Annotated in this window: 26 protein-coding genes; 3 read left to right on the top strand and 23 right to left on the bottom strand. The window is 40.9% G+C overall.

Annotation, left to right across the window (positions count from 1 at the left end; all coding sequences use genetic code 11):
- Window positions 1-116: 116 nt before the first annotated feature.
- From WFH04_RS15805 to WFH04_RS15755, 11 genes are all read right to left on the bottom strand, one after another.
- The gene (locus WFH04_RS15805) at window positions 117-1,298 is read right to left on the bottom strand and encodes a hypothetical protein (protein ID WP_336825019.1); all 1,182 of its coding nucleotides are present in this window, start codon (window positions 1,296-1,298) and stop codon (window positions 117-119) included.
- A complete protein-coding gene (locus tag WFH04_RS15800) occupies window positions 1,299-1,826 on the bottom strand; it encodes an RNA polymerase sigma factor SigX (RefSeq protein WP_336825018.1) in 528 nt (175 codons plus the stop codon).
- Window positions 1,827-1,918: 92 nt separating this feature from the next.
- Complete coding sequence (locus tag WFH04_RS15795; protein WP_336825017.1) at window positions 1,919-3,721, bottom strand: ATP-binding protein; 1,803 nt, start codon at window positions 3,719-3,721, stop codon at window positions 1,919-1,921.
- Window positions 3,718-4,437, bottom strand: a complete 720-nt coding sequence (locus WFH04_RS15790; protein WP_336825016.1) for a response regulator transcription factor — start codon at window positions 4,435-4,437, stop codon at window positions 3,718-3,720. Before WFH04_RS15790 ends, WFH04_RS15795 begins: the two co-directional genes overlap by 4 nt.
- A gap of 676 nt (window positions 4,438-5,113) precedes the next feature.
- Entirely contained in the window at window positions 5,114-6,298 is a 1,185-nt protein-coding gene (gene ccsB, locus WFH04_RS15785) for a c-type cytochrome biogenesis protein CcsB (RefSeq protein ID WP_336825015.1), read from the bottom strand.
- Window positions 6,299-6,300: 2 nt separating this feature from the next.
- The gene (gene resB / locus WFH04_RS15780) at window positions 6,301-7,944 is read right to left on the bottom strand and encodes a cytochrome c biogenesis protein ResB (RefSeq protein ID WP_336825014.1); all 1,644 of its coding nucleotides are present in this window, start codon (window positions 7,942-7,944) and stop codon (window positions 6,301-6,303) included.
- 14 nt (window positions 7,945-7,958) lie between these two features.
- The gene (resA, locus tag WFH04_RS15775) at window positions 7,959-8,489 is read right to left on the bottom strand and encodes a thiol-disulfide oxidoreductase ResA (protein WP_336825013.1); all 531 of its coding nucleotides are present in this window, start codon (window positions 8,487-8,489) and stop codon (window positions 7,959-7,961) included.
- Window positions 8,490-8,596: 107 nt separating this feature from the next.
- Window positions 8,597-9,328, bottom strand: a complete 732-nt coding sequence (locus WFH04_RS15770; RefSeq protein WP_336825012.1) for a pseudouridine synthase — start codon at window positions 9,326-9,328, stop codon at window positions 8,597-8,599.
- 99 nt (window positions 9,329-9,427) lie between these two features.
- A complete protein-coding gene (locus WFH04_RS15765) occupies window positions 9,428-10,429 on the bottom strand; it encodes a D-alanyl-D-alanine carboxypeptidase family protein (protein ID WP_336825011.1) in 1,002 nt (333 codons plus the stop codon).
- Window positions 10,426-11,043: an SMC-Scp complex subunit ScpB gene (gene scpB / locus WFH04_RS15760; protein WP_336825010.1), complete on the bottom strand. Its 618-nt coding sequence runs from the start codon at window positions 11,041-11,043 to the stop codon at window positions 10,426-10,428. The genes WFH04_RS15765 and scpB overlap by 4 nt, the downstream gene beginning before the upstream one ends.
- The gene (locus tag WFH04_RS15755) at window positions 11,033-11,794 is read right to left on the bottom strand and encodes a segregation/condensation protein A (protein ID WP_336825009.1); all 762 of its coding nucleotides are present in this window, start codon (window positions 11,792-11,794) and stop codon (window positions 11,033-11,035) included. Before WFH04_RS15755 ends, scpB begins: the two co-directional genes overlap by 11 nt.
- Window positions 11,795-11,842: 48 nt before the next feature.
- On the opposite strand from WFH04_RS15755, the gene WFH04_RS15750 reads away from it, so the two are divergent.
- On the top strand, window positions 11,843-12,358 hold the full coding sequence (locus tag WFH04_RS15750) for a DUF309 domain-containing protein (protein WP_336825008.1): 516 nt from the start codon (window positions 11,843-11,845) through the stop codon (window positions 12,356-12,358).
- Here WFH04_RS15750 and WFH04_RS15745 read toward each other — a convergent pair.
- From WFH04_RS15745 to WFH04_RS15690, 12 genes are all read right to left on the bottom strand, one after another.
- Complete coding sequence (locus tag WFH04_RS15745) at window positions 12,352-12,717, bottom strand: GNAT family N-acetyltransferase (RefSeq protein ID WP_336825021.1); 366 nt, start codon at window positions 12,715-12,717, stop codon at window positions 12,352-12,354. The two genes, WFH04_RS15750 and WFH04_RS15745, sit on opposite strands and share 7 nt — an antisense overlap.
- Before the next feature lie 254 nt (window positions 12,718-12,971).
- A complete protein-coding gene (gene lysA / locus WFH04_RS15740; RefSeq protein WP_336825007.1) occupies window positions 12,972-14,300 on the bottom strand; it encodes a diaminopimelate decarboxylase in 1,329 nt (442 codons plus the stop codon).
- Between the two features lie 63 nt (window positions 14,301-14,363).
- Entirely contained in the window at window positions 14,364-15,812 is a 1,449-nt protein-coding gene (locus tag WFH04_RS15735) for a spore germination protein (RefSeq protein WP_336825006.1), read from the bottom strand.
- A gap of 3 nt (window positions 15,813-15,815) precedes the next feature.
- Window positions 15,816-16,601, bottom strand: a complete 786-nt coding sequence (locus WFH04_RS15730; RefSeq protein ID WP_336825005.1) for a SigF/SigG family RNA polymerase sporulation sigma factor — start codon at window positions 16,599-16,601, stop codon at window positions 15,816-15,818.
- 3 nt (window positions 16,602-16,604) lie between these two features.
- Complete coding sequence (spoIIAB, locus tag WFH04_RS15725; protein WP_336825004.1) at window positions 16,605-17,051, bottom strand: anti-sigma F factor; 447 nt, start codon at window positions 17,049-17,051, stop codon at window positions 16,605-16,607.
- On the bottom strand, window positions 17,041-17,391 hold the full coding sequence (locus tag WFH04_RS15720) for an STAS domain-containing protein (protein ID WP_336825003.1): 351 nt from the start codon (window positions 17,389-17,391) through the stop codon (window positions 17,041-17,043). The genes spoIIAB and WFH04_RS15720 overlap by 11 nt, the downstream gene beginning before the upstream one ends.
- A 218-nt stretch (window positions 17,392-17,609) precedes the next feature.
- Window positions 17,610-18,908, bottom strand: a complete 1,299-nt coding sequence (locus WFH04_RS15715; protein WP_336825020.1) for a pyrimidine-nucleoside phosphorylase — start codon at window positions 18,906-18,908, stop codon at window positions 17,610-17,612.
- A gap of 111 nt (window positions 18,909-19,019) precedes the next feature.
- Window positions 19,020-20,207: a phosphopentomutase gene (gene deoB / locus WFH04_RS15710; RefSeq protein ID WP_336825002.1), complete on the bottom strand. Its 1,188-nt coding sequence runs from the start codon at window positions 20,205-20,207 to the stop codon at window positions 19,020-19,022.
- A 35-nt stretch (window positions 20,208-20,242) separates the two neighbouring features.
- Window positions 20,243-21,139: a site-specific tyrosine recombinase XerD gene (gene xerD / locus WFH04_RS15705; RefSeq protein ID WP_336825001.1), complete on the bottom strand. Its 897-nt coding sequence runs from the start codon at window positions 21,137-21,139 to the stop codon at window positions 20,243-20,245.
- A gap of 150 nt (window positions 21,140-21,289) precedes the next feature.
- On the bottom strand, window positions 21,290-21,748 hold the full coding sequence (fur, locus tag WFH04_RS15700; protein WP_336825000.1) for a ferric iron uptake transcriptional regulator: 459 nt from the start codon (window positions 21,746-21,748) through the stop codon (window positions 21,290-21,292).
- Window positions 21,749-21,832: 84 nt separating this feature from the next.
- Complete coding sequence (locus WFH04_RS15695; protein ID WP_336824999.1) at window positions 21,833-22,345, bottom strand: hypothetical protein; 513 nt, start codon at window positions 22,343-22,345, stop codon at window positions 21,833-21,835.
- Between the two features lie 54 nt (window positions 22,346-22,399).
- Window positions 22,400-22,945 (bottom strand): NUDIX domain-containing protein, encoded by a 546-nt coding sequence (locus WFH04_RS15690; RefSeq protein ID WP_336824998.1) that lies wholly within the window; start codon window positions 22,943-22,945, stop codon window positions 22,400-22,402.
- Window positions 22,946-23,036: 91 nt separating this feature from the next.
- Between WFH04_RS15690 and WFH04_RS15685 the strand changes: the two genes are divergently transcribed.
- Entirely contained in the window at window positions 23,037-23,939 is a 903-nt protein-coding gene (locus WFH04_RS15685) for an aldo/keto reductase (RefSeq protein WP_336824997.1), read from the top strand.
- A 169-nt stretch (window positions 23,940-24,108) separates the two neighbouring features.
- Window positions 24,109-24,384: a hypothetical protein gene (locus WFH04_RS15680; RefSeq protein ID WP_336824996.1), complete on the top strand. Its 276-nt coding sequence runs from the start codon at window positions 24,109-24,111 to the stop codon at window positions 24,382-24,384.
- Window positions 24,385-24,499 lie beyond the last annotated feature (115 nt).

Here is a 24,499-nt window from a genome sequence, read left to right as displayed (position 1 = left end):
AAGCGTGCGCCTGGAACGGAAAGCGACGGTTGTCAGGGGTTCCCCATTTATTCTCCAACCAGAAAGGGACTATCACAGAAAATCAGTTTTCACTGACTTTCTGGACAGCCCATTCATTATTCAGTGTACAGAATAGGATTTACTCCAACCGGCATCGGCAATGCCTTCGTTAAATCGTATTTGTCAAACTGATCTTGAACAACATTTTGCAGTTGAACGCTCATGTCAAAACTACTTGCAGTTAGCATAAAACCCTCAATCATATTCAATGCCTCATTTGGTGCCAACGTTGATAAGTCGAGCGGTTCAGTAAATTGGATTGTCACAATCCCTTTCGACTCCTCAACGGTATAGTGAACCGTCTCTGGAACGATTTCTTCTACAATTTCATTCTCAGCCTTTTTCATGGATAGTAAAGCGGCGCTAACCGAGCTCTCATCACCATTTTCATGCGGCACTAAATATTCCTGTCCTGTTGGCATTATATATTTAAAATAAGGAGAATGCCTTTTCAAAGCAAACTGTTCGAACTGTCCTACATACTCGAACACCACTGGGCTGTTTTTCTCATCAACAACTTTCCATTCATTATAATTACCAAAAGTCGCTTTCGCCGAATTTTCATAAACTCCTACTGCAGCCGGAGACATGTCGTATTGGTGATCTTCTGGCACTTCGTGGATAATTGTGCCGTCAGCTTCACTTATAGTTCCTTTATACGGATGATAATCATCAAATCCGTATGCCTCTTCATCAATCTTAGGAGCGAATTGATTGTAAAGAGCTACAAGGTCCGGCTCTCCTTTTACATTTTGGGTTGGTATAAGAATGGAGACAGGTATAACATTCGCTTCATGAACAAGGCCTAACGGCAACATTTTCATCCCTTCCATCTCATCTTCCAAAACAATATGTGATATTGCCATATCGGCAGTAGAGAATGTGCTAATGTTCGGTTCGTCAAAAGCGGCATTATCCGCTTCCGATTCGCTTTCCTCTGTGGAATTTTCTAATGCTCTTGAGTCTTTTTGACTCATCTTCGATTCAGGATAAGATTCAACTGCTGTATCCGTGCTATTTTTGAGCATAGATGGAACAATTAAACTGACCATTATCAACGCTGCAATCGTTACAATCGCTGGGATCCAATTATGTTTCTTGCGGCGTTTCGACTCCTTCAATCGGCTATCCGTTTTCAGCCGTTCCAATATTTCCGAAGCTGGACGGTCATCCTTTACTTTCGGCATTGAATGAAGTAATTGTTCAATTTTGTCGTCATTCCAATGATTGTCATCCATTCAACTTCCCCCTTCTGCCGAAAGAGCTTTCAACTTCTTTTGCAATGCTTTAATTGCTCGATGCTGTGTCGTTTTTACCTTACCTTCCGACCAGCTCAAAGTTTCTGCGGTTTCTGCAATGGATAGCTCTTGAAAGTATCGTAAAACAATAACCATCTTCTGGTCTCCCGTACATGTATTCAATACTTGCAGCATTTGCTTCATATCATCATTCATTTCAGCAATTTCATCAGGTTGGACATCAGGAGAAACGAGCTCACTCTTTTCCCAATCAAACTTGTCATATAAGTGTTTTTGCCTTACAGATTTTTTTCTGAAATGATCAATCGCCACATTTTTAGCAATTGAAAACAGCCACGTCTTCTCGGAACTTTTCCCCTCAAACCCGGCATAGGCCTTCAAAACTCTAATATACACCTCATGCATCAAATCTTCCGATAATAATCGATCCCCTGTTAAATAGGTAAGAAAATTGAATACATCCTGGTGGTATGCTTCATACAGCCGGTGGAAAACGGAGTCATCCACTTAATCCCCCCGTTCAATACATTAGTCGTAAATCGAGATGATAAGTTTCATCTCAGCTATAATGATTTTATTCCATATTGTTACATAAAAACTTATTGCTCCTCTTGTAATTGTTCAGAAGGATGATCTACAGGGAGCACGCATCTGAATACCGTTCCTACTTTTTCTCCTAATTCCGCAGAAATTTGCCCTCCATGTGAATCAATAATTTTTTTTGCAATTGCCAAGCCTAAGCCAGTTCCCCCTTTTCCTCTCGTACGTGCTTTATCTGCTTTATAGAAGCGTTCAAATATATATGGCAAGTCCGCTTCGGGAATGCCCGTTCCTGTATCAGCAACTAATATTTCTATATTGTCCATTCTTTTTTCGACATAGACGGTCACTTTCCCTCCATCGGGAGTGTGTCGGATTGCATTGTCGATTAAATTGGTGAAAACCTGTTCCAAACGATCAGCATCCGCATTAATAATAAGATGTTTATTATTTTCATCATATTGAAGAGAAAGCTTTACATTCGCATCCCTTGAAATTTGCATGAATTTCGTTATGACTTTATTCATGAAAGGAATCATTTCAAAACTATTTTTGTACAAGCGCATATGCCCTGATTCCATTCTTGCTAAGTCAAGGAGATCCGTGACAAGCCGGCCCATCCGCTTAGATTCATCATGGATGATCTGTACCATCTCATTACGCTCTTCATCACTAGCCATGACATCATCGATAATTGCCTCACTATATCCTTGAAGCATGGAAATCGGCGTCCGCAATTCATGAGAGACGTTGGCGATGAAATCGGAACGGAGTTTGTCCAATTTATGTTGATCCGTCATATCCCGCAGTACTGCCACTGCTCCCCTAATACTATTCTCGCTATAAAGCGGGCTAATGGAGATAGCATAAAACTGGCCGCCTAACTCAAGTTCATCTTCGACTTCTTCAGCGAAAGAAATGACATGCTCTAACATATGAAATACTTCCGGAGGTAAAGGTTTGTCCTGCTCTCCTCCATTTTGCCAATTTTGTAGCAAACGATCTGCCTGAGGATTGCTTAACAATATTGTATAGTCACGATTAAAAGTAATTACCGAATCGGTCATGGATGTCAAAATACTTGATAATTGCTCTTTTTCCTGTTTAATTAGTTCCATTTGGTATTTCAGCTGCCTGCCCATTTGATTGAAGGCTGTTGCCAATTGACCGATTTCATCATTTTGATTCGCTCGTAGCCTCGTATCAAAATTTCCTTTCGACAATTCAAATGCAGCTTGCTTCATCCCCCTTAAGGGAGAGGTAATTTTCGTAGAAAGGAAGAATGCGAAAAAGGTTGTTAATACGAATGCAATAAACGCTGAAAGAAAGACAATATGCGTTGTCCGTTTCGTTGTCCTATGCACTGCATCTAAGCTTTGGTACATAATAATTGAATGATAAACTCCATCTTCCTCTAAAAATGGATAGGACAGCACTAAATATTGCTCCATAACATGCTCATCGTTAATGGATGGCAACACCATCTCTTTTACAGACTTTTCATTGAGCGTAACTGAAGAAAAAAACTTTTCCTCTGACATAATTTTTCTCTCAATTTTATCTTCGTTCAATCCTTTATGAAATGAGTCTAAAATTTGTCCATTCGAATCAACTAATAATGCATTTGTTTCGTTATCTAAAATATCCCGAATAATTAACCGCATCGCATTTGCATCTTCATGATCAATAATGATTTTTCCGATCGTCGTCGCTTCTCGTCGCAAGGTGTCTTCCGCTTGTTTCGTGTGAAAATTATCCAAAAATTCCAGCAAAAGAACGGTTACGATGAACAACACAAAGGAAACGAGAAGCAATATGGTTGCCCATAGCTTCCCGACGATAGAATTCCATATTCTATTCATTCATTCGGCACCTCGAACTTATATCCGACGCCCCAAACCGTAACAATCATTTTAGCCGCACGTTCAGAAACACGGCTTAGCTTTTCACGTAGCCGTTTTACATGCGTATCAACTGTTCGCAAATCTCCAAAAAACTCATAATGCCATACTTCCTTTAATAATTGCTCCCGATCAAACACTTTGTCTGGTGACTTAGCTAAGAAATAGAGTAGCTCGTATTCCTTAGGGGTCAAGTTTACTTCTTTCCCTTCTGCAGTGACGCGGTGAGCATCATGGTCGATTGTCAGTTGTGGAAATACGACAAGATCTTTAGAAGTTGTAGAAGCGGTAGAATTAGAGAAAGTTACAGATCTTCTTAAAATCGCTTTTACGCGCAATACGACTTCCCTCGGGCTGAATGGTTTTACGATGTAATCATCCGCACCTGTTTCAAAGCCGGCTACCCGGTCCGATTCTTCTCCTTTCGCTGTCAACAAAATAACGGGGGTCATCTGTTTTTGTTCACGAAGTTCTTGCAACACTTCCATACCATCTTTTTCAGGCATCATCAAGTCAAGCAAAATACAGTCATATTGATTGGTTAGTGCTTTCTCCAAAGCTTCTGCACCATCAACCGCCTCTTCAATTTCAAAGCCTTCGCGCGATAAGTACATATTTAAAAGACGACGGATACGATCTTCGTCATCCACAACTAATAATTTTACAGTCTCTTCCACAAATGAAAACCCCTTTCATAAAGATTCCTAACTTTATTGTACAAGTTGCAAGAAAAAAAAGAAAGACTGTACAGCCTTTGAAGAGCTGCACAGTCCTTAGGAATTCAATAACTCGGCGCTCAATGTTCAGGAATTTAGACTCCGGCGGCAAGTTTTTCTTATAAGGCAACAAGCGCCTTATGTTCAAGACCTCCGACATACAGGATGTATTAGTGCCGACGTTGTCACAGGACGCCCCTCTTCGCTTTTGGTATCATCCAGACTCCGAGGGGCAGCCCTTCGGGTCACTTCAGAACAGAGTCTAAGGCAAAAAGCGCCTTATGTTCAAGACCTCCAACGCCTGTCGAGGCTAAACGGCGTTCTCCGCTTTTGGTATCATCCAGCTACGAACGCCAGCCTCTCGGGTCGTTTGGGCCTGCACGGTGCAGGTCATGCAGTCGTTGTCGCAGGACGCGACGTTTTTAGACTGCCTTCCTTTCCATAAGGCAAAAAGAACCTTATGCTTAGGCTCTCCAGCGCCTGTCGAGGCTGAACGCCGCCCTACGCTTTTGGGATCATCCAGACTCCGGGCGCGGCAGCTCCTCGGGTCACTTCAGAAAAGAGTCTAAGGCAAAAAGCGCCTTAGGCTCTTTTCTTCCAGTGCCTGTCGGAGCTAAACGCCGCCCTACGCTTTTGGTTAAGCATATGAGTGTAGGCCGGCTATGATTAGGTTGACGGCGATTAGGTTGAACATAATGATGACAAATCCTATGACTGCAAGCCAAGCTGATTTTTCGCCTTCCCAACCGCGCGACAGTCGCAAGTGAAGGAATGCTGCATAGAATAGCCACGTAATAAGCGCCCAAACTTCTTTAGGATCCCATCCCCAAAATCTAGACCACGCTTCATGCGCCCAAATCATTGCGAATATGAGTGCTCCTAATGTAAAGACTGGGAAGCCGATCAGCACTGAACGATAGCCGATTTCGTCCATCAGCTGTGAATTCGCCTTTCTCGCAAACGGCTGGAACAGAGCCGCAATTGGCTTTCGAATTATCAACCGCAAAAGTATATAAAGTACAATACCCGTCATGACGGACCAAACGAAAGTTGTTAGCGTCTTAGCATTGACTACTGCCGGCATTTCAGCCCATGGCTCCATCGTACCCGGTGTCTGGGCTTCATATTGATGCATTCCGAATAGCGGCGGATAGTTGTATTCAATCTTAGCTGGTCGATCATTTTTATCAATGTACGTAAAGTGCGCCTCGTAACCCGCAACTTTAAACGTAGTCGAAGATAATACGAAACCTACTACGATAATAAGAACGAACATTATGCTTTCCAGCCAGAAACGTTGCTTGGACCCTTTTGTCAAATCCACATTTTTCAGCAAGTAAATTAGGCCCGCCACTGCGCTTATTGCCAATATGGATTCGCCAAGTGCAGCGGTAATGACGTGTATCGTCAACCATTTACTCTTAAGTGCCGGAATAAGTGGCGTCACCTCTCTTGGGAACATCGTTGCGTAAGCGATAATAATGATAGCGATCGGCAACGCGAAAAGTCCTAATGAAGGTGTTTTATATAAGAAGAACAGTAATATGAAAGCACCGACTAACATCATGCCAAAGGCAGTTGTAAATTCGAACATATTACTGACAGGTGCATGTCCAGAAGCCATCCATCTTGTTATAAAATAACCTAAATGAGTGATAAAACCTATAATTGTAATGGTTATACCTATTTTACCCCATCTATTGTTTCTATAGGATGCTTCGGATTTCGCTCCTTTAACTGCGCCGCCAAAACATACTGTAGCGACCATATATGCTATGAAAGACACTAATAGTAGGTTGGCGCTTAAGGATGCTAATCCCATTATTATTTTTCTCCTTTCTCTACTTCAGTTTCAGACTCTTTGTCTAACCGATCTGTGTATGAAGGTAGATTTGCATATTCTTTGACCGTATCAATTTCTTTCTTCAAGGAAAAATAGTTTTTATTCGTATGGGCAGCCAATAGCATTTCATTATTTTTGCCTTTTTGGACCCAAATCCTTCTATGATTCCAATACGATCCTTGGACAACACCGATCATGAAGATCAATCCACCTAATAGAAGGATATATAAGGTTTTATCTTTCCGGATCGTCAAACCAGAAATATCGCGTGTATCGGCACTGACAAATTTCACTGCATAATCATTGTTCTCTGTTTCAAGTGTTTGTCGGATCGCAACAAAGCTTTTCTCGCCCTCAGGTTTCTCCGGAGTAGACATTTTGAAAATGAACGCAGGATTGTTTGGAATTGGAGATTTTGAAACAGGTTCTCCATCTTCCACCCCTGCATAATCCGCATAATAACCAATTAACTCAACCCGTGCACCATCGTTTAACTCGTAAATGCCTTTCGGATCATCCAGGTCAATTGTAAACTCACCGAAGGATTTTCCGGTTTCCTTTTCAATCAGTTGCATTTTCATGGATTTCAGTTCATCTAAGCGGTAATCCATTTGGAAAACATTGTATCCATCAAATTTAAGTGGTTTGTTGACGATTATAGGATACTCTTTCACAACTTCAAGATCTTCTGAACCGGGGAGTCCTCCCTCTTTCGCTTTGTATAAAACGACATTCGTCTGGTAATTTTTAACGATTGAAACTTTATCCAAAGCGTCGCCAAATACTTCATCCGCTTCTTCTTTCGTATAGTTTTCCATTATGAATTCTTTGCTTTCCAAATAATAATCCGGTGCACCTGGAATATTGCGCAATTCACCTTCGCGGATCCACATCGTTTCATCTACATAGAACCCTGGAATGCCTCTTAACAAAATACCGAATAGAAATATGATTAAGCCTGTATGGTTAACATACGGACCCCAGCGTGAAAAACGGTTCTTTTCCGCTAAGATCGCTCCATCTTCCACTTTCACATTGTATTTTAGCTGCTTTAGCTTTTCCTCAGCTTTGCGCAATGCCTCGTCTGGATTGTCAGACGTTCCTTCTCCATAAATTCTCTGTCTTTTCATAAATGAAGAATGCCGCTTCGTCTTTTGCTTTTTCAATGATTTATATAGCGGAATAACACGGTCGACACTTGCAATAATGATCGACGTGCCTAACATGCCGACGAGTACTTTAAACCACCAGCTGTTATACATATCATGAAAGCCAAACTGATAATAAAGTTTGCCGAAAATGCCATAAAGCCGTTCATAATAAGCCGCTACTTCCGCCTCCGATTGAGCTGGCACGTAGAGTTTCTGCGGAAATAATGTACCGATGGCAGATGCAACTAATACAGCGACGATAATGCCGACCCCAACTTTTACACTTGAAAAGAAGTTCCAAACTTTATCAATTAGCGATCGTTTGTACGTTTGGGATCTTCGCGCTGACCCTTCATAGCGCATGTCTACAACTTCACTTTGTTTTGCTTCTTCGGTTAACGGTCGTCCGCATCGTTCACAGAGGACCGTTCCGAACGGATTGTCATGTCCGCATTGGCATTTAATTTTACTCATTGTGAACAAACTCCTTATGGTTGAATACTTTCCATATACGACTTAATCTCTTCCTCTGTCATCTCGGTCGTAATGATCTTCGTTATTTTCCCATCTTTATCAATTAGAAATGTTGTAGGAAGCGGGACGATATTAAACGTATCTCTTACGTCTTTCGTCTTATCAATAACAATCGGAAAAGTCATACCGTACTGTTCACGAAAAGTATCCACTTTCAGATTCGATTCACCAATATTAACGGATAGCACTTTAACGCCTTTATCCTTAAATTGCTGGTATTGCTCTTCAATATAAGGCATTTCCCGTTTACATGGCGGACACCAAGTTCCCCAAAAGTTTAAAAACACGCCTTCCCCTTGATAATCTGATAAGCGATGTTTATTGCCTTCCAGATCTACCAATTCAAAATCAGGCGCCTTGTCCCCTACAGCCAATACTTTTACTTTGTCTTTCGAAAATATGGAAAAAAGAATTGCTGATGCAAGTAAAAGTAAGACAATGCCTCTAAAAATCAAGCGCTTCTGCTTTTTTTTCGCGTTGGACACTCGTTTAGCCTCCTAACGATAAATAAATTCAAATTCAATTATAACAGAACAGGTTTTGTAAAAATGATCAAGTCGTGATAGGTTTGTGAACATTATGATCGCGATGTTTATCCTATCTTGCCTGTTTCGGCTAGCACTCGCAATTGCTTTACTTCATGTGTTGTCAGTTCGCGGGACTCTCCCGCATTCAACCCTCTCGTCGTCAAGTTGGCAAATGACTCTCGCTTCAACTTTTCAACTGGACAGCCAATTGCATCGAACATTCTACGAACTTGACGATTTCTTCCTTCGTGAATTGTAATTTCAACGATCGCAGTACCACCTTTTTTATCGACTGATTGCATTTTTACACGTGCCGGTGCAGTCATGCCATCCTCTAAACGAATTCCTTTTTCTAACTTCCGTAAATTTTCCCGGCTTGGAATCCCTTTTACTTTCGCAATGTATTTCTTTGAAATACCAAACTTCGGATGCGTCATCAAATATGAAAAGTCACCATCATTTGTTAAAATGATCAATCCAGATGTATCATAATCAAGACGCCCTACAGGAAATATGCGTTCATCGACCATCGGCAGCAAATCTAACACCGTTTTTCTGCCTTTCTCATCACTGACAGTCGATATGTACCCTCTCGGTTTGTATAGTAAATAGTAGACAAACTGTTCTTTGACAAGTTCGACTCCTTCCACTTCAACTCGGTCAGTCTTGGAAACTTTCGTTCCTAATTCTGTTACGACAACGCCGTTCACTTTTACTTTTCCTTCAATAATCATTTTCTCTGCTTTTCTTCGTGAAGCGACACCTGCTTGCGCTAATACTTTTTGTAATCTTTCCAATACGTCACCTTCTTTCCACCTCAAAAAATTATGTCATATTTCAGCTCAAATGAAAAGAAGACCGACCTAGAATAGGCAGTCTTCCCATTTCTTTTTTCATTATTGCTGATGAATGATAATTTCTGCAGATAGTAGTGGCTCATGGTCCAATGAAACAATCCAGGTTCCTATGCTTTCTTTATCCTTCCCTCGTGGAACATAAACGACATGAGAAACTCTTTCACGTTCTTCATCTGTTAATAAAAGCTTTAAAGGCTTCTTTAATACTCCTTCAATTCCTGGCAAAATTGTGTAACGACCTTTTTTTGCTACGGTTTGCAGTTTGTATTCCTTAAATTTTTGATCGGCCAACTCCGTATGTGTGTTCCAATCATTGCCGTCATTTAATGTGACGATAATTAGTTTTTTTCCATCTTTCTCAAAAAAAGTGGCTAACGTCCTGCCGGCTATTTTTGTAAAACCTGTCTTGCCCGCTACCGCGTACTTGTTTGTATGAATAAGACGATGCTTATTTTTATAGCTTCTAATGCCGTCCTCATTTCTTTGGACAAAATTCTCTGTCGATGCAATTTTTTTAAATTGTTCATTTTGCATTGCATAATATAACATCAAACCAGTTTCATACGCTGTGGAAAGATGCTCATCATCGTGAAGACCCGATGGATTTGTAAATGTTGTATTGTCCAATCCGTATAAATTCGCTTTCTCGTTCATTAAATCGACAAAACCATCGACAGACCCTCCTGCATACTCCGCTAATGCATATGCTGCATCATTCCCTGATCTAAGCATCAACCCATACAATAATGTATCGCTTTCGACTGTAGAACCTTGTTCTAAATAAATTGAAGAACCTTCCGCAGAAGCAGCCTCAGGCGAAATAATTACCTCTCCTTTTGGCGCCCCGCTTTCAATAAACGTGAATGCTGTCCACATCTTCGTCAAACTGGCAATCGGCAATCTTACATTTTCATTGTATCCGTCCAAAAGCCTTCCTGTGTCGCCATCAAGCACTGCCCAAGCATGTCCGCCTGCAGCTTCCTTCGGGGAAGCGGCAAACAGGATTGATAGAAAAAGGACTATAGCCACTGCACGTTTCAAGCATCGTTTCCTCCTTCGTCGTTCATTTCAAATGCTTCTTGGAATTTTGTCATAAACAAATCCGTATCTCCACTTTCAAAATCAATACTTTCATCATTATCCGCAAGTGGAGGTAAGTCGTCTATGGACTTCAAGCCGAAACGATCCAAAAACAAATCCGTCGTACCATACAAAATCGGCCTGCCACTGCCTTCCAACCGCCCTTTCTCCATAATCAGCCCTTTTGCTACTAAAGTTTGAATTGGACCATCAGATTTGACACCGCGTAAGTCATCGATCTCAACTCTAGTGACCGGCTGTTTATAGGCGATGATTGCCAACACTTCTAAAGAGGCTTGCGTCATTGACTTCGGTGCAGGATTTTCAAGCAATCGCAAAATGTCATCCGCATACTCTGCTTTTGTTACTAATCGATAAGCTCCACCATATAGTTTAAGCGTAATTCCTGATTCCATACGATTGTCATATGATTCCAGCATTTTTTTTAACAGTTCTTCTATTTGTTCCTCATCAGTATCAGTTAACACGGATAGATGATTTGCTGTAAGTCCTTCATCCCCAGCTATGAATAAAAAACTTTCAATCATCCCGATTAATCGATGCTCATTCGACATCTAAATTCCCCCTCATTCCGAGCGTCACCGTTAATTTTGAAAAATTGTCTTCTTGCTGTACAATGACGTCAAGACGTTTCATTAGCTCCAAGAGGGACAGAAAAGTGATGACGAGATCGGATAGATCTCCCGTCTCAAATAGTGATTCAAAATCACAGGTGCCACCTCGTTGTTCCAATCTCGTTAATATATTTTCCATTTTTTCACTTACAGACAATTCGGATCTCAGGACACTTGCCGTAAGCGGTGCACGCAGCTTTTTACGCTCCAACATTTTCTGAAAGGCAGCAATTAAGTCAAAGACATTCATTTTTTCATCTTGATCTATGTTATGAGGCTCTCCGAAAGCAGACAAGTCCTCCGGCAATTTAGTAAAATGAAATGAACGGTCTTCGGCAGATTCCTTAAGATTTTCAGCGGCTTCTTTGTATTTTTTGTATTCCATAAGCCTGGCGACAAGTTCATCACGGGGATCCTCTTCCATTTCGTAATCCATGCCGTCTTCTAAAGCTTCCCCTTCATGAACAGGAAGGAGCATTTTACTTTTTATTTCCAATAATGTCGCCGCCAAAAGCAAGTACTCGCTTAGCTCGTCCAATTCTAAAACGCGCATAGCGTGCAAATGTTCCATATATTGATATGTCAATTCCGCCATCGGAATATCATAAATATCAATCTCAAGTCGATTGATTAAATGTAGCAAAAGATCGAGAGGCCCTTCAAATGCCTCTAATTTAACTTGGTATGTCATATTCTTCCCCCATTATGTATAAAACCAAATAGTGATAGGAGTGATTCGATGCATCCTTATTACCATCCGTTATTCTTAAAGTTTATTGTTTATTTCAATAGGAATCAAGACTACTTCGAATGTCATGAAGTGTTGGAAGACTACTGGAAAACGTTTGATCATTTTAATAAAAACCATCCGTTAACCGCGTTTATTCTTCTATCAACGGGACTCTATCATTGGCGCAGAGGCAATATGAATGGTGCAACCCGTACGCTTGTGAAAGCTCAAAGCCGTTTTCTTTTATTTCATGATAATGAAATATACAAAGAAAAAATAGACTTCCAACGTTTATATGATGATACGAAAGCTGCTATACTAGCGGTGAAAAACAATGACTCTTTTTTTCCCGTTAAACTTTACATTTCCTCAGAGCAATTGCAAAAACTTGTCGATTCACTAACTGCTACTATGGAACTGTTACCCATCGGGAGCGATGCTGTCATTCATAAGCATATGCTTAGGGACAGGTCAGATATTCTTCAATTAAGAGAAGAAAAGAAAAGGGGCAGATCAAATTATTGATCTGCTCCCTCTTCTTTTTCACGGCATTTTTTCATGAAAGACTCCGTATCCCTTGTACTTTTACATTCCAAGTGAGGATATAGCTCAGATAGCTTCGCGATCATTTCACTGCCAATACCTTCCCCCCTAAAGGATGGATTAACAGAGAGATGCATAACAACATAAGCGTCTTCTTCTAACTTGATCCCCACTATGCCAATAAAATCCTCGTCTTGTTTAAGAAGAAATAACTGATAATTCTCTTCGGTTTCGTATTGCGTGATCGTTTCTTGCAATTTTTTTACTGACTTCTCACCAGGCATATATGATAATAAGCCCATGGCGATTTTTTCGTATGCCTTCTTATAACGTAAAAGCATCAATAGAATCCCTTCTTTTCAAAAATCCCTCAATACGTTTCTCACAAAGACGGTGCAATGTTAAAGAACGATACATCCCTCAATGTGAGAGACATATTTATTTAGTACATCGTACATCATAAGCTTTTCTTTTTCAATGAGCGGGAAAGTTCATTTATTTGGCCCTACATGTGGGGCAATAAAGTACCAATAAACAGCTCCCCAAATGATTGCAGCTATGATGATTAGGACAAAAAGGGTAATATTGCGTCTTCTCATTTCGATTGTTCACGTCCTATCTTTTGCAACGGGATATCCAGCCTTATTATATCTTCATAGGTCTCCCGACGGACAACTAATTGGTGTTGCCCATCTTCACAAAAGACAATTGCCGGTTTCGGCAAACGGTTATAGTTACTGGCCATTGAATACGTGTATGCCCCTGTACAGAAAATGGCAAGCAAATCCCCTTCTACAGGCTGTGCTATAAACGCTTCTTCAATCAACTTATCTCCTGATTCACAACATTTTCCTGCAATTGTTACTTTGTCCGAATGGGGATCCAACATCCTGTTTGCGCTAGCAGCAGAGTATTTTGCCCCATATAGCGCAGGTCTAATATTATCGGACATTCCACCGTCCACAGAGACATACGTCCTAATGTTCGGCACTTCTTTCGTGCTACCAATTGTATAAATTGTTGTGCCTGCATCCCCGACAAGCGATCTTCCGGGTTCAATCCAAATCTCGGGCAAAGGATAGTTATATGTCCGTGCCATTGATAGGACAGTCGATTCCATCTCTTCAACGTATTTGGACGGATGCAACGGCTCGTCTTCTGCTGTATAGCGAATGCCGAATCCACCGCCTAAATTTAGAACTGAACAAGTAAATTTGAACTTCTGCCGCCACTCTACCATTTTTGTCATCAACGCTTCTGCTGCTAAACGAAACGCCTCTGTTTCAAAGATTTGAGATCCAATATGGCAATGCATTCCCAATAGTTGGATGTATGGATGATTATGCAATTTTAAAAACGCATCATCCGTTTGCCCATTTTTCAAATCAAATCCAAACTTTGAATCTTCCTGTCCAGTCGTAATGTAGTCATGTGTAGACGCATGTACGCCCGGAGTAACTCGCAGCAAAACATTCATTTTCTCTTTCCGTGCTTCAGAAATTTCCTTGATCATCTCTATCTCGTGGAAGTTATCAAGGACAATGCAGCCAATTTTTTCGTCAAACGCATATTGTAATTCTGTATAGCTTTTATTGTTTCCATGAAAATGGATCTTTTCCCGCGGGAAGTTTGCAGCAACGGCAGTATGGAGCTCCCCGCCTGAAACAACATCAAGCGAGAGGCCCAGTTGTGCCGCAACTTCATAAATTGCAATGGAAGAGAACGCTTTACTAGCATAGGCAACTTGTGCTTGAATGCCGTCTTTTTTGAAAGTTTCTTGAAATGCTGCAGCTCTTTCTTTGAAAAGCGCAATATCATAAACTAATAAAGGTGTGCCATAAATATGTGCCAAATCAACTGTATCTACACCGCCGATTGTTAAATGGCCTTTTTCATTTACCGTTTGGGTTCCGTATAAGTACATAGTGAATTCCTCCATGTCGTATAGATAAGACTTTATCATAATACAGTGGAAGGAATCAATCTCCTACGACAATCGGTTCCGTTTTGGGGCATCTGTTATGAAAGGCCTCGGAGCATCAATCGTCATTGGATACCTAATCAGCACACGCTGCATTGCCTGTGGGAAAAATGGCAAAACTGGCCATAAATAGGGCACGCCCATCGGCTTCAATGAATACAAATAATAGAACAATAAGACGGTAGCAAGGAAAAATCCATGCGCACCGAATATCCCCGTCATAATTAAGATAAACAGCCTAAAAATCTTTGTTGTTATGCTTAATTCAAATGATGGAATTGCAAATGTAAAAATTGCACTTACTGCGACATATAAAATGACTTCCGCTGTAAACAGTCCGACATCGATTGCGACTTGGCCAATGACTATTGCGGCTACCAATCCCATCGCGGTCGACATTGGAGTCGGAGTATGAATCGCGGCCATCCTCAATACTTCGATTCCGACATCTGCAATAAACAATTGCACAAATAAAGGCACTTCTCCAGGATCATTCGGTCCGATATAGCTTAGAGACACGGGCAAATATTGCTGACGTGTCGCCAATAGGTACCAAAATGGCAGAAGAAATAAACTTAGTAAAAAACCTGTAAGGCGCAGCCATCGAACGAACGTGCCTATAAATGGTGCTTGCCGGTATTCTTCTGCATGTTGTAGATGGTGAAATATTGTCGTAGGCACTAAAATTACGGATGGTGATGTATCAACAATTAAAGCAATATGGCCTTCCAATAAATGCGCTGCACAAATGTCCGGCCGTTCCGTAAAGCGTACGAATGGCATTGGATGAAATCTTTGTTTAAATAGAAATTCTTCAAGTGACTTATCTGTCATTGTTAAACCGTCATGCTTAATTTCGTCTAATCGTTCACGGATGTAGGATAAATGCTCCTCACTGGCAGCACCTTTCATGAACGTTATTGCAACATCCGTTTTACCGTTTACAGACGTATGGTGCATTTCAAACCGCAGTTTTTCTGTTTTCAACCTTCTTCTAACTAATGCGGTATTCGTTATAATATTTTCCGTAAAGCCATCTCGTGAACCGCGGATGACTTTTTCTGTATCGGGTTCTTCCGGCTGCCTTCCGGGATAATTTCTTAAATCTGCAATGAAAGCATGTCCATCGGGTAATATGAAAGCGACCAAACCACTTAAAACATTTGTCAATATACTTTCCCTATTCTCCGCTTCATCTAAAGCATAATAAGGAAAGTACGTTAAAAACCAATCGGGGTCTTGACGATTTTCTTCCTCTTCATCAAACTTCTCTTGCATTTCTGTTAACAACGTAGTCAGCACTGCACCGTCAATCAATCCATTAATATAGAAAATAAGAACCGGCATACCCCAAAGATGCACACTTTTTGCTGTTGCATCGAAAGTTTCATTAACGCCAAACTGATCGCGGAACCAATTTTCTGCATCTTTCGTAGATGTAAAAAGGTTTGACATTTATTAATCCATCCTCACTTTGTCACTTTCCTCTGGCTGCGCACTCATCCAAGCCTTTAATTGAGCTAAGATCTTTTTCTCCAATCGCGAAACTTGCACTTGTGATATCCCAATTCTTTCTGCTATGTCACTTTGCGTGTAATCAAGATAATACCTCATGTAAATAATCGTTTGATCACGTTTATTCAATTTCGAAACTACATCTCGCAACGGGATATGGTCGAAAAATCTTTCTGACCGATCATCCTTAAGCTGATCCATTAGTGTTAAACTATCCCCTTCATTTTCGTAAAGCTGTTCATGGAGAGAAGCCGGGTCCCTTAAGGCATCCGATGCTAAAATAATTTCATCAACAGTCACATTTAGCGCATCCGCAATTTCAGATACGGAAGGAGATCTTCCTTGATTCTTAATATAATCATCCGTTACATGTCGAATTTTAAAACTAAGCTCTCGTATTGAACGACTCACTTTTACCATGCCGTCATCTCGTAAAAACCGTTGAATCTCACCTACAATCATCGGCACAGCATATGTGGAAAACTTCACATCGTATGACAAATCAAATTTGTCAATGGATTTCATAAGACCGATGCACCCTATTTGGAATAGATCTTCCAAATCAGCTCCTCTTGAGGCAAATCTCTGCACGATTGACCAGACGAGCCTTGTATTCCCTTCAACCATCATCCGCCTGGCATCCTTATCGCCTTCTTGAGATTGTTGAATGAGCACCCTCATTTTCTCCTGTGACAATAGAATATCTTGCTTTTCAACGGATGTATCCATCGGTCACCTCATTCTGCTGACTTCCGAGACTGGGGAAAACGTCTTCTCGAATCGCACAATAGTTCCATTTCCAATCGATGATTCTACTGATAGATGATCTGAAAAGCTTTCCATAATCGTAAAGCCCATGCCAGAACGTTCCATTAAAGGCTTTGTGGTAAACATTGGCTCCATTGCTTGTTCTACATCAAAAATTCCGTTGCCTTCATCTTGGACCGTCATAGAGATTTTATGATCGTCAATTACAGCATGAATTTTCACCATGCTGACTCCATCACAGTCATAACCATGAATAATAGCGTTTGTTACTGCTTCTGAAACGATCGTCTTAAATTCGGAAATCTCCTCCAATGTAGGATCCAAAGGTGTGATGAAGCATGTCATCGCCATTCTTGCCAGCGCCTCATTCTCTTCGATTGCTACGAATGATAATGTCATTTCATTTTTCATGAAGTACCCCTCCAATTTCACCTATTGCAGATTCAACCGAACCGTGCCTAATATTAGAATCCAAGCCGGAAAATTGAAAGATTTTCTCCATTGTCGGTGACGGGTTTAAAATGATCGTCTCACCATTGTATGGAGCCAAATCCCTCATCCTTCCTAAAATGAGTCCAACACCTGCACTATCCATAAATCCTAATCTTCCTAAGTCCCATATAACTGCATTTACTTGACCGCTAAAAATAGACGAAGATATCATCGTCCTTATTCTATTGGCTTCATGATTATCCAACTCCCCCGCCAAAGTAATTACTATAATGCCATCGATTTGTTTAATATCAGCCATGCTGAATCCCTCCTCTTAGCGGACTATTCAACATACAGAAAGCAAACTCCTTCCTCGCGACATAAGTAGTCAAACATTTCAAAACAACCCTTTTTTTCGACAATGATTTCCACCTTAAAAGCCTATCCATTTTAAGGATTGTTTACACCTCTTTGGTATAAATAAAAAACCGATCCAACATCCGAAAGATGTCTGGATCGGTTAATTATGAATGAAACTTATTCTGTAATCATTTCATGGATTAAAGAAGGTTTTTCCACTTTTTCTGGAGAGATATGAATATGCTTCATAATCAACTCCTTGGATTTATCAACGTTTTCTGTATTCGAGTGAATGACGGCCAACGGTTCACCTTTCATTACACGATCTCCAATTTTCTTTTTCAGCATGATGCCTACAGCCAAGTCGATTTTATCTTCTTTTGTCGCTCTTCCCGCACCTAATAGCATAGCAGCAATCCCAATTTCATCTGCTTCCATTTGCGTAATATAACCATCTTCTTGAGCTTGAACTTCTATTTGGTATTTAGCTGCAGGAAGCAAAGAAGGATTTTCAATCATTTCACGATTTCCTCCTTGAACCTCGACCATTTCACCAAATAGACGAAGCGCTGAACCGTCTTGAATGACTTGCTGCAATTGAGCGCGAGCTTCTTCGAGCGTTTCAGCCTTGCCTCCTGCAACGATCATTTTGCTACCTAACACAAGGCAAAGTTCCGTTAAATCTTCCGGCCCTTCTCCTTTCAACGTTTCAATCGCTTCTTTTACTTCAAGCGCATTGCCAATCGCAAAACCTAACGGCTGGCTCATGTCAGAAATGACTGCCATCGTATTTCTGCCAACTTCTTGACCGATTGCTACCATCGATTTCGCAAGTGCCTCTGCATCTTTTATTGATTTCATAAATGCACCATCGCCTGTTTTTACGTCTAGCACGATCGCATCTGCACCAGCGGCAATCTTCTTGCTCATAATCGAGCTTGCAATTAGCGGGATGCTATCAACCGTTGAAGTGACATCACGAAGCGCATACAATTTTTTATCAGCAGGTGTTAAGTTACCACTTTGGCCGATGACCGCCAATTTCAAATCATTCACTTGACGTACAAATTGCTCTTGCGTCAGTTCAATATGGAACCCTTCAATCGCTTCAAGTTTATCCAATGTACCGCCAGTATGGCCCAACCCTCTGCCGCTCATTTTAGCTACAGGGACACCGCATGCAGCAACTAATGGAGCTAAAATTAACGTAGTCGTGTCGCCCACGCCACCAGTTGAGTGTTTATCGACTTTAATGCCTTCAATCGGAGATAAATCAATTTGATCTCCAGATTCAACCATCGCCATCGTCAAAAATCCTTGTTCTTCCGCTGTCATACCTTCAAAGTAAATCGCCATGAGCAAAGCGCTTACTTGATAATCAGGAATTGAGCCATTCGTATATTGTTCAATGAAGAAAGAGATTTCCTCTTTTGAAAGTATTTCTCCATCTCTTTTTTTCTCTATAATATCTACCATTCTGAACAAAACAAATCACACCTTTTTCGTAAAATTCGAATCCATTGCGCTTCGCATAATTGCGGTCTGAACTCCTTAAAAATCCGTAACACCCGCTACATAGAGAAGATTTTATTCGCTGATTAAAGATAAAAAGCTTTTTCCGAATTCGGGCATCCTCACATTGAAGTTTTCAGCGATTGTTGCACCAATATCGGAAAACGTTTCACGAAGAGGTAATGCTCCACCACTTGTAAATGAAGGAGAATAAACAAGTAACGGGACAAATTCACGAGTATGATCTGTTCCGCTATGAACCGGATCGTTGCCATGATCAGCCGTTATAATTAGCAAATCATCTTTTTTAAGCGCACCTATGATTTCAGGCAATCGCGCGTCAAAATCTTGCAATGCATTGCCATAGCCAATTGGATCTCGACGGTGACCATATAAAGCGTCAAAATCGACTAAATTTGTAAAGCTCATTCCTTCAAAATCACTTTTCATGACATCGATCAACTTATCGACCCCATCCATATTGCTTGATGTCCTTACAGCTTCTGTTACGCCTTCTCCATTAAAAATGTCGGAAATTTTACCGACTGCAATAACAGCATAACCTGCGTCTTTCATTTCATTCATAACCGTTCTTCCAAACGGTTTCAATGCATAATCATGCCTGTTTGTTGTGCGGATGAAATTTCCTGGTTCGCCAACAAAAGGACGAGCAATGACACGACCTACTAAAAATTCTGGCTTCAAAGTAATCTCACGTGCGATCTCACAAATTCGATATTGCTCTTCAATCGGAATGATGCCTTCGTGCGCAGCAATTTGCAAGACTGGATCGGCAGATGTATAAACAATGATTGCGCCTGTATCCATATGTTCTTGACCTAATTCTTGGATAATTTCAGTGCCACTTGCAGGTTTATTGCCAATTACTTTACGTCCCGTCCTTTTTTCCAATTCATCGATTAACTCTTTCGGAAAGCCATCCGGATAAACTTTAAATGGTTTATCAATGTTAAGGCCCATTATTTCCCAATGTCCAGTCATCGTATCTTTCCCTACGGATGCTTCCTGCATCTTCCCGTAAAATCCAGCTGGCTGCTGTTCAACCGGTATGCCTTTTAGTTCCTTAATATTCGATAAACCTAAACGCCCCATATTCGGCATTTTCAAACCGTTCATCTCTTCAGCAATATGGCCTAATGTATTGGCCCCTCTGTCTCCGAACTGTTCGGCGTCCGGTGCTTCCCCGATCCCGACAGAGTCTAAAACGATTAGATGAATCCGGTTGAACTTCTTATTTTCCATATCTATCTCCTCCAATATGATTTGGCGATGTCTTTTTAAGCCCGCGGATGAAATTGCATATATACATCTTTCAACCTGTTTTTGCTGACATGGGTGTAAATTTGCGTTGTAGAAATATCAGAGTGACCTAACATTTCCTGTACTGCTCGCAAATCTGCACCGTTTTCAATTAAATGCGTCGCAAAGGAATGCCGTAAAATATGCGGTGTCAGTTCTTGATGTATACCCGCTTTAGAAGCGTATTCTTTAATTATTTTCCAACATCCTTGCCGCGTCAAACGTCCGCCTCTCATATTTAAAAACAACGCGTCCGTCTTCTTCAATTTAGCCAACTCCGGTCTGACCGATGTTATGTAATGTTCGCATGCTTTCATAGCACCGCTTCCTAACGGAATAATACGTTCCTTTCCGCCTTTTCCGAATACGCGGATAAACCCCATCGATAAATGGATATCTTCCACATCCAATCCAATCAATTCGCTGACCCGCATACCAGTACCATAAAGTAGCTCCAATAAAGCGATATCCCGCTGACCTAAAGGTTTGTCACCTTCAGGCATTGAAATTAGTCTATCCACTTCTTGAACAGAAAGCACTCTCGGCAACTTTTGTTCAATCTTAGGCATTTCCAAGTGGACTGTAGGATCTTGTGTTGTCACCTTTTCTCTTAACAAAAATTGGTGAAAAGAGCGGATTGAAGAAATATGCCGCGCAATCGTCCGGTGCGACTTCCCTTGTTCTTTCAGAGCTGACATATGTCGTAGTATTAAAGCTCTGTCGATATCATCCAGAGACTTTACTTCGGCCTTGTCCATAAAGCGTAAATAATCATTTAAATCCCGTTTATACGATCCGATCGTATTCACGGATAGCTGCCGCTCCACTTTCAGGAAATGTACATAATCCTCCAAAGCAAATTTCCCATCCCTCATAGTATCCCCGCCATTCAATCTTCTATTCTATTGAACGAATCATTATCCGTCGGATCCGGTTTTATTATGTAGTGCACCGGAATCTATTTCATGACTTTACAGAAAACCGTTGAACAATGATAAAAGGGACAGCGTCTATGCTATCCCCACTCATTTCTTGTTGTCTTTGTTTACGGATTTGCAATTTTCACAAATTCCATGGAAAGTTAGCCAATGATCTTTCACTTCAAATCCGAAGCGACTTTCCACTATTTTTTCTACATCACCTAAAAGATCATCTTGTATTTCAGCAACTTTACCGCATTCTATACAAATAAGATGATGGTGAAAGCGAGAAGCTCCCTCCTGTCGCAGATCATATCTTGACACCCCATCACCGAAATTGATTTTATCTACAATTTTCAGTTCAGTAAGTAATTCCAATGTCCGATAGACAGTTGCCAAACCTATCTCCGGAGCTTTCTCTTTTACAAGTAGAAACACGTCTTCAGCACTCAAATGGTCCTCTTCATTCTCAAGAAGAACCAAGACCGTCGCTTCGCGCTGAGGCGTCAACTTATAGCTGGCCCCGTGCAACTGCTTTTTTATCCGTTCAATGCGGCTCTCCATATGACGCCCCCCTCAACACTGATACCATTATATCAAATGGTCAATCCGTGTGACAACATAAAGGGAACGATTCACCGTTCGCTTCTATCGAATGAAGAAATGATAGAGTGTCATTTCAACTAATTGGACGATGAAAAACAATCCGACTAACATAGGCAGGACATGAAGTTCCCGGCGATTTCTAGATTGCCTTTTAAAGTAAGGCGGACTGATTATACCGCAAAATGTTAAAAAAAGAAAACAAGACAAAAATTGAAATGGGAACCACCAAACCGAATATGCGACTAACTTCATTTCCTGCGACAATAACATTGCAGAGCTCATACCGAATATGACACATTTAATCGCTCCGATGAATAACACAGTAAACCGTGTTCTTCGGTTGATTGAAAATAAAAATGCTGCAACGAAAAAAATGATCGCAACTAATAAAGGCTTGATTATCGAACCTTCCATATCCATTATTACTCGCTGATCAAAAAGACTTATTAAACTTTTAGAAGCGGACATCGGAATTTCACGAAAAAGAAGGGCCCCCCCGATATAGCAAATGGATAGAATGACAAATAAGTGGATAAATGATAAGGAACGGAACATAGGCTTCACCCCCGCATCGTTTCTATAACCTATGCTTGTCCGCTCCCAAATACATCAATTTTTTAAAAGTTTTTTAGCATAAAGGATGGCGAAAGCTGTTTTCGCATCAAAAATCCTTCCATCAGCCATCATTTCGTCCGCTTCTGCCATTGTACATTCCATGAGGTGAATAAATTCATCCTCATCGCCTTTTGCTGGATGTTCTATTTTAAAAAGGTCCTTCGCTATATAAAGATGGATGATTTCATTTGCAAATCCTGGAGATGTCGCAAAGGATTGCAAATAAGAGAACTGCTTCGCGCGATAGCCAGTCTCTTCTTCCAATTCACGCAACGCTGTTACATCGGGATTTTCACCTTTTTCAATTTTTCCTGCAGGAATTTCAATTAAAGACCTTTTTAGCGCTTTGCGATACTGTTCAACTAATAGTATTTTCTCATCGTCTGTTATGGCAATAATCGCTACAGCCCCCGGATGGTCGACTAATTCTCTTTGCGCCGTCTTCCCATCTGGCAATTCAACATCTTCAACTCTTAGGGAAATAATTTTCCCTTCATAGATGCTCTTTCTTCCAATTGTCTTTTCTTCAAAACGATTCACCGCAATTGCCCCTTTCACTCTATCGGATAAGCACAGCGCTTTCACTTTTTTCATTGCCATTGTAACATGAACAAAATGGGAGGTGCTCCAATTGAAAAAAAGAGAATTAGGGAAAAGCGGTATTTTTGTTTCAGAAATTAGCCTTGGTTGCATGTCGCTTCCTAATGACAAAGAAAAGGCTAAAGCCATTATCGACACTGCATTGGAGGCAGGCATCAATTTTTTCGACACTGCAGATTTATACGATTCTGGTAAAAATGAAATGATCGTTGGCAGCTTATTGAAAGAAAAAAGAGATGACATCATTTTATCTACAAAGGTTGGCAACGAGCGTATTGCAGGAGAGGATGGCTGGCGCTGGAATCCAAAAAAGGCGTATATAATGGAGGCGGTAAAAGAGAGCTTGCGCCGTCTAAAGACGGATTATATCGACCTTTACCAATTGCACGGCGGTACTATGGAAGATGACGCCTCGGAAACGATCGATGCTTTTGAGACTCTGAAAAAAGAAGGTATCATTCGCCAATACGGCATTTCATCCATCCGCCCTAATGTCATCAATCGATTTTTAAAAAAGAGCAATGCAGTTTCTGTCATGATGCAATATAGTTTATTGGATCGGCGGCCTGAGGAATGGTTCTCTATGATTCACGATGAAGGTGCATCCATCATAACGAGAGGGACTTTAGCGAAAGGCCTTCTAACAAATGACGGGCTAGTAAAAGCAGATCAACTGAACGGTTTTGCGGAGTATAGCACTTCTGAAATGAAAGAGACGGTTAAAATGCTATTGGAAGAGACAGCTAATCTTCATGCTACTGCCATTGCATTTAATTTACAAAATGAAGCGATCGCTTCCACAGTTATCGGGGCAAGTACAAAGGAACAACTATTGGATACGATCCTCGCGTATGAAGCAGATGTATCGCAGTCGGACTTAAAAGCACTCGAAAACAAGCTACATCTTCATAAATATCAAGAGCATAGAGTGTAAATGATGTGATTTAAAAGCCTAAAAGCCAAGCGTTCTTCTTCATGAAGTCGAACGCTTGGCTTTTTCATCTTGTAATCTTTTCGCAATGTAATTGTAATGATTACCCTACATCATATCGGGTATGTATTGAGTAGGCAAGAGTATTTAAATTGATTTGGAGGAGAATGAAATGAAAATGATAACAGAGAATAAAAAGTGGTTAAAGATTGGCGCAGCTACGGTTCTGTCTGTAGGTCTACTATCAGCATGCGGAGATGGTGACGATGACACAGATGTAGATGTGAATAATCCCCCGCCGGCTGATGTAGATGATGGTACGGGCGTAGATGACGGTACAGGTGTTGACGACGGCACGGATGTTGATGTCAATCTTGATGATGGAACAGATTCAAATATGGATACAGATACTGACACTGACACAGATGCTGATAATGATACTAAATAATAATGAAAGGGGCTGTCCAGAAAGTCAGTGAAAACTGATTTTCTGTGATAGTCCCTTTCTGGTTGGAGAATAAATGGGGAACCCCTGACAACCGTCGCTTTCCGTTCCAGGCGCA

It is taken from the genome of Sporosarcina sp. USHLN248, from assembly GCF_037144575.1.
Lineage (GTDB): Bacteria > Bacillota > Bacilli > Bacillales_A > Planococcaceae > Sporosarcina > Sporosarcina contaminans.
This window is presented reverse-complemented; position numbering and strand designations above follow the sequence as displayed.

Bases quoted from the DNA above. Each gene is read 5' to 3' on its own strand.
- WFH04_RS15735 (WP_336825006.1), bottom strand. From the start codon at position 15,812: ATGTCAAACCTTTTTACATCTACGAAAGATGCAGAAAATTGGTTCCGC.
- deoB (WP_336825002.1), bottom strand. From the start codon at position 20,207: ATGGAAAATAAGAAGTTCAACCGGATTCATCTAATCGTTTTAGACTCT.
- WFH04_RS15680 (WP_336824996.1), top strand. From the start codon at position 24,109: ATGAAAATGATAACAGAGAATAAAAAGTGGTTAAAGATTGGCGCAGCT.
- scpB (WP_336825010.1), bottom strand. From the start codon at position 11,043: ATGTCGAATGAGCATCGATTAATCGGGATGATTGAAAGTTTTTTATTC.
- WFH04_RS15745 (WP_336825021.1), bottom strand. From the start codon at position 12,717: ATGCTTTTACGTTATAAGAAGGCATACGAAAAAATCGCCATGGGCTTA.
- spoIIAB (WP_336825004.1), bottom strand. From the start codon at position 17,051: ATGAAAAATGAAATGACATTATCATTCGTAGCAATCGAAGAGAATGAG.
- WFH04_RS15715 (WP_336825020.1), bottom strand. From the start codon at position 18,908: ATGGTAGATATTATAGAGAAAAAAAGAGATGGAGAAATACTTTCAAAA.
- WFH04_RS15755 (WP_336825009.1), bottom strand. From the start codon at position 11,794: ATGACATACCAAGTTAAATTAGAGGCATTTGAAGGGCCTCTCGATCTT.
- lysA (WP_336825007.1), bottom strand. From the start codon at position 14,300: ATGTACTTATACGGAACCCAAACGGTAAATGAAAAAGGCCATTTAACA.
- resB (WP_336825014.1), bottom strand. From the start codon at position 7,944: ATGAGTAAAATTAAATGCCAATGCGGACATGACAATCCGTTCGGAACG.
- ccsB (WP_336825015.1), bottom strand. From the start codon at position 6,298: ATGGGATTAGCATCCTTAAGCGCCAACCTACTATTAGTGTCTTTCATA.
- WFH04_RS15750 (WP_336825008.1), top strand. From the start codon at position 11,843: ATGCATCCTTATTACCATCCGTTATTCTTAAAGTTTATTGTTTATTTC.
- fur (WP_336825000.1), bottom strand. From the start codon at position 21,748: ATGGAGAGCCGCATTGAACGGATAAAAAAGCAGTTGCACGGGGCCAGC.
- WFH04_RS15695 (WP_336824999.1), bottom strand. From the start codon at position 22,345: ATGTTCCGTTCCTTATCATTTATCCACTTATTTGTCATTCTATCCATT.
- xerD (WP_336825001.1), bottom strand. From the start codon at position 21,139: ATGAGGGATGGGAAATTTGCTTTGGAGGATTATGTACATTTCCTGAAA.
- WFH04_RS15720 (WP_336825003.1), bottom strand. From the start codon at position 17,391: ATGGCTGATATTAAACAAATCGATGGCATTATAGTAATTACTTTGGCG.
- WFH04_RS15805 (WP_336825019.1), bottom strand. From the start codon at position 1,298: ATGGATGACAATCATTGGAATGACGACAAAATTGAACAATTACTTCAT.
- WFH04_RS15795 (WP_336825017.1), bottom strand. From the start codon at position 3,721: ATGAATAGAATATGGAATTCTATCGTCGGGAAGCTATGGGCAACCATA.
- WFH04_RS15730 (WP_336825005.1), bottom strand. From the start codon at position 16,601: ATGGATACATCCGTTGAAAAGCAAGATATTCTATTGTCACAGGAGAAA.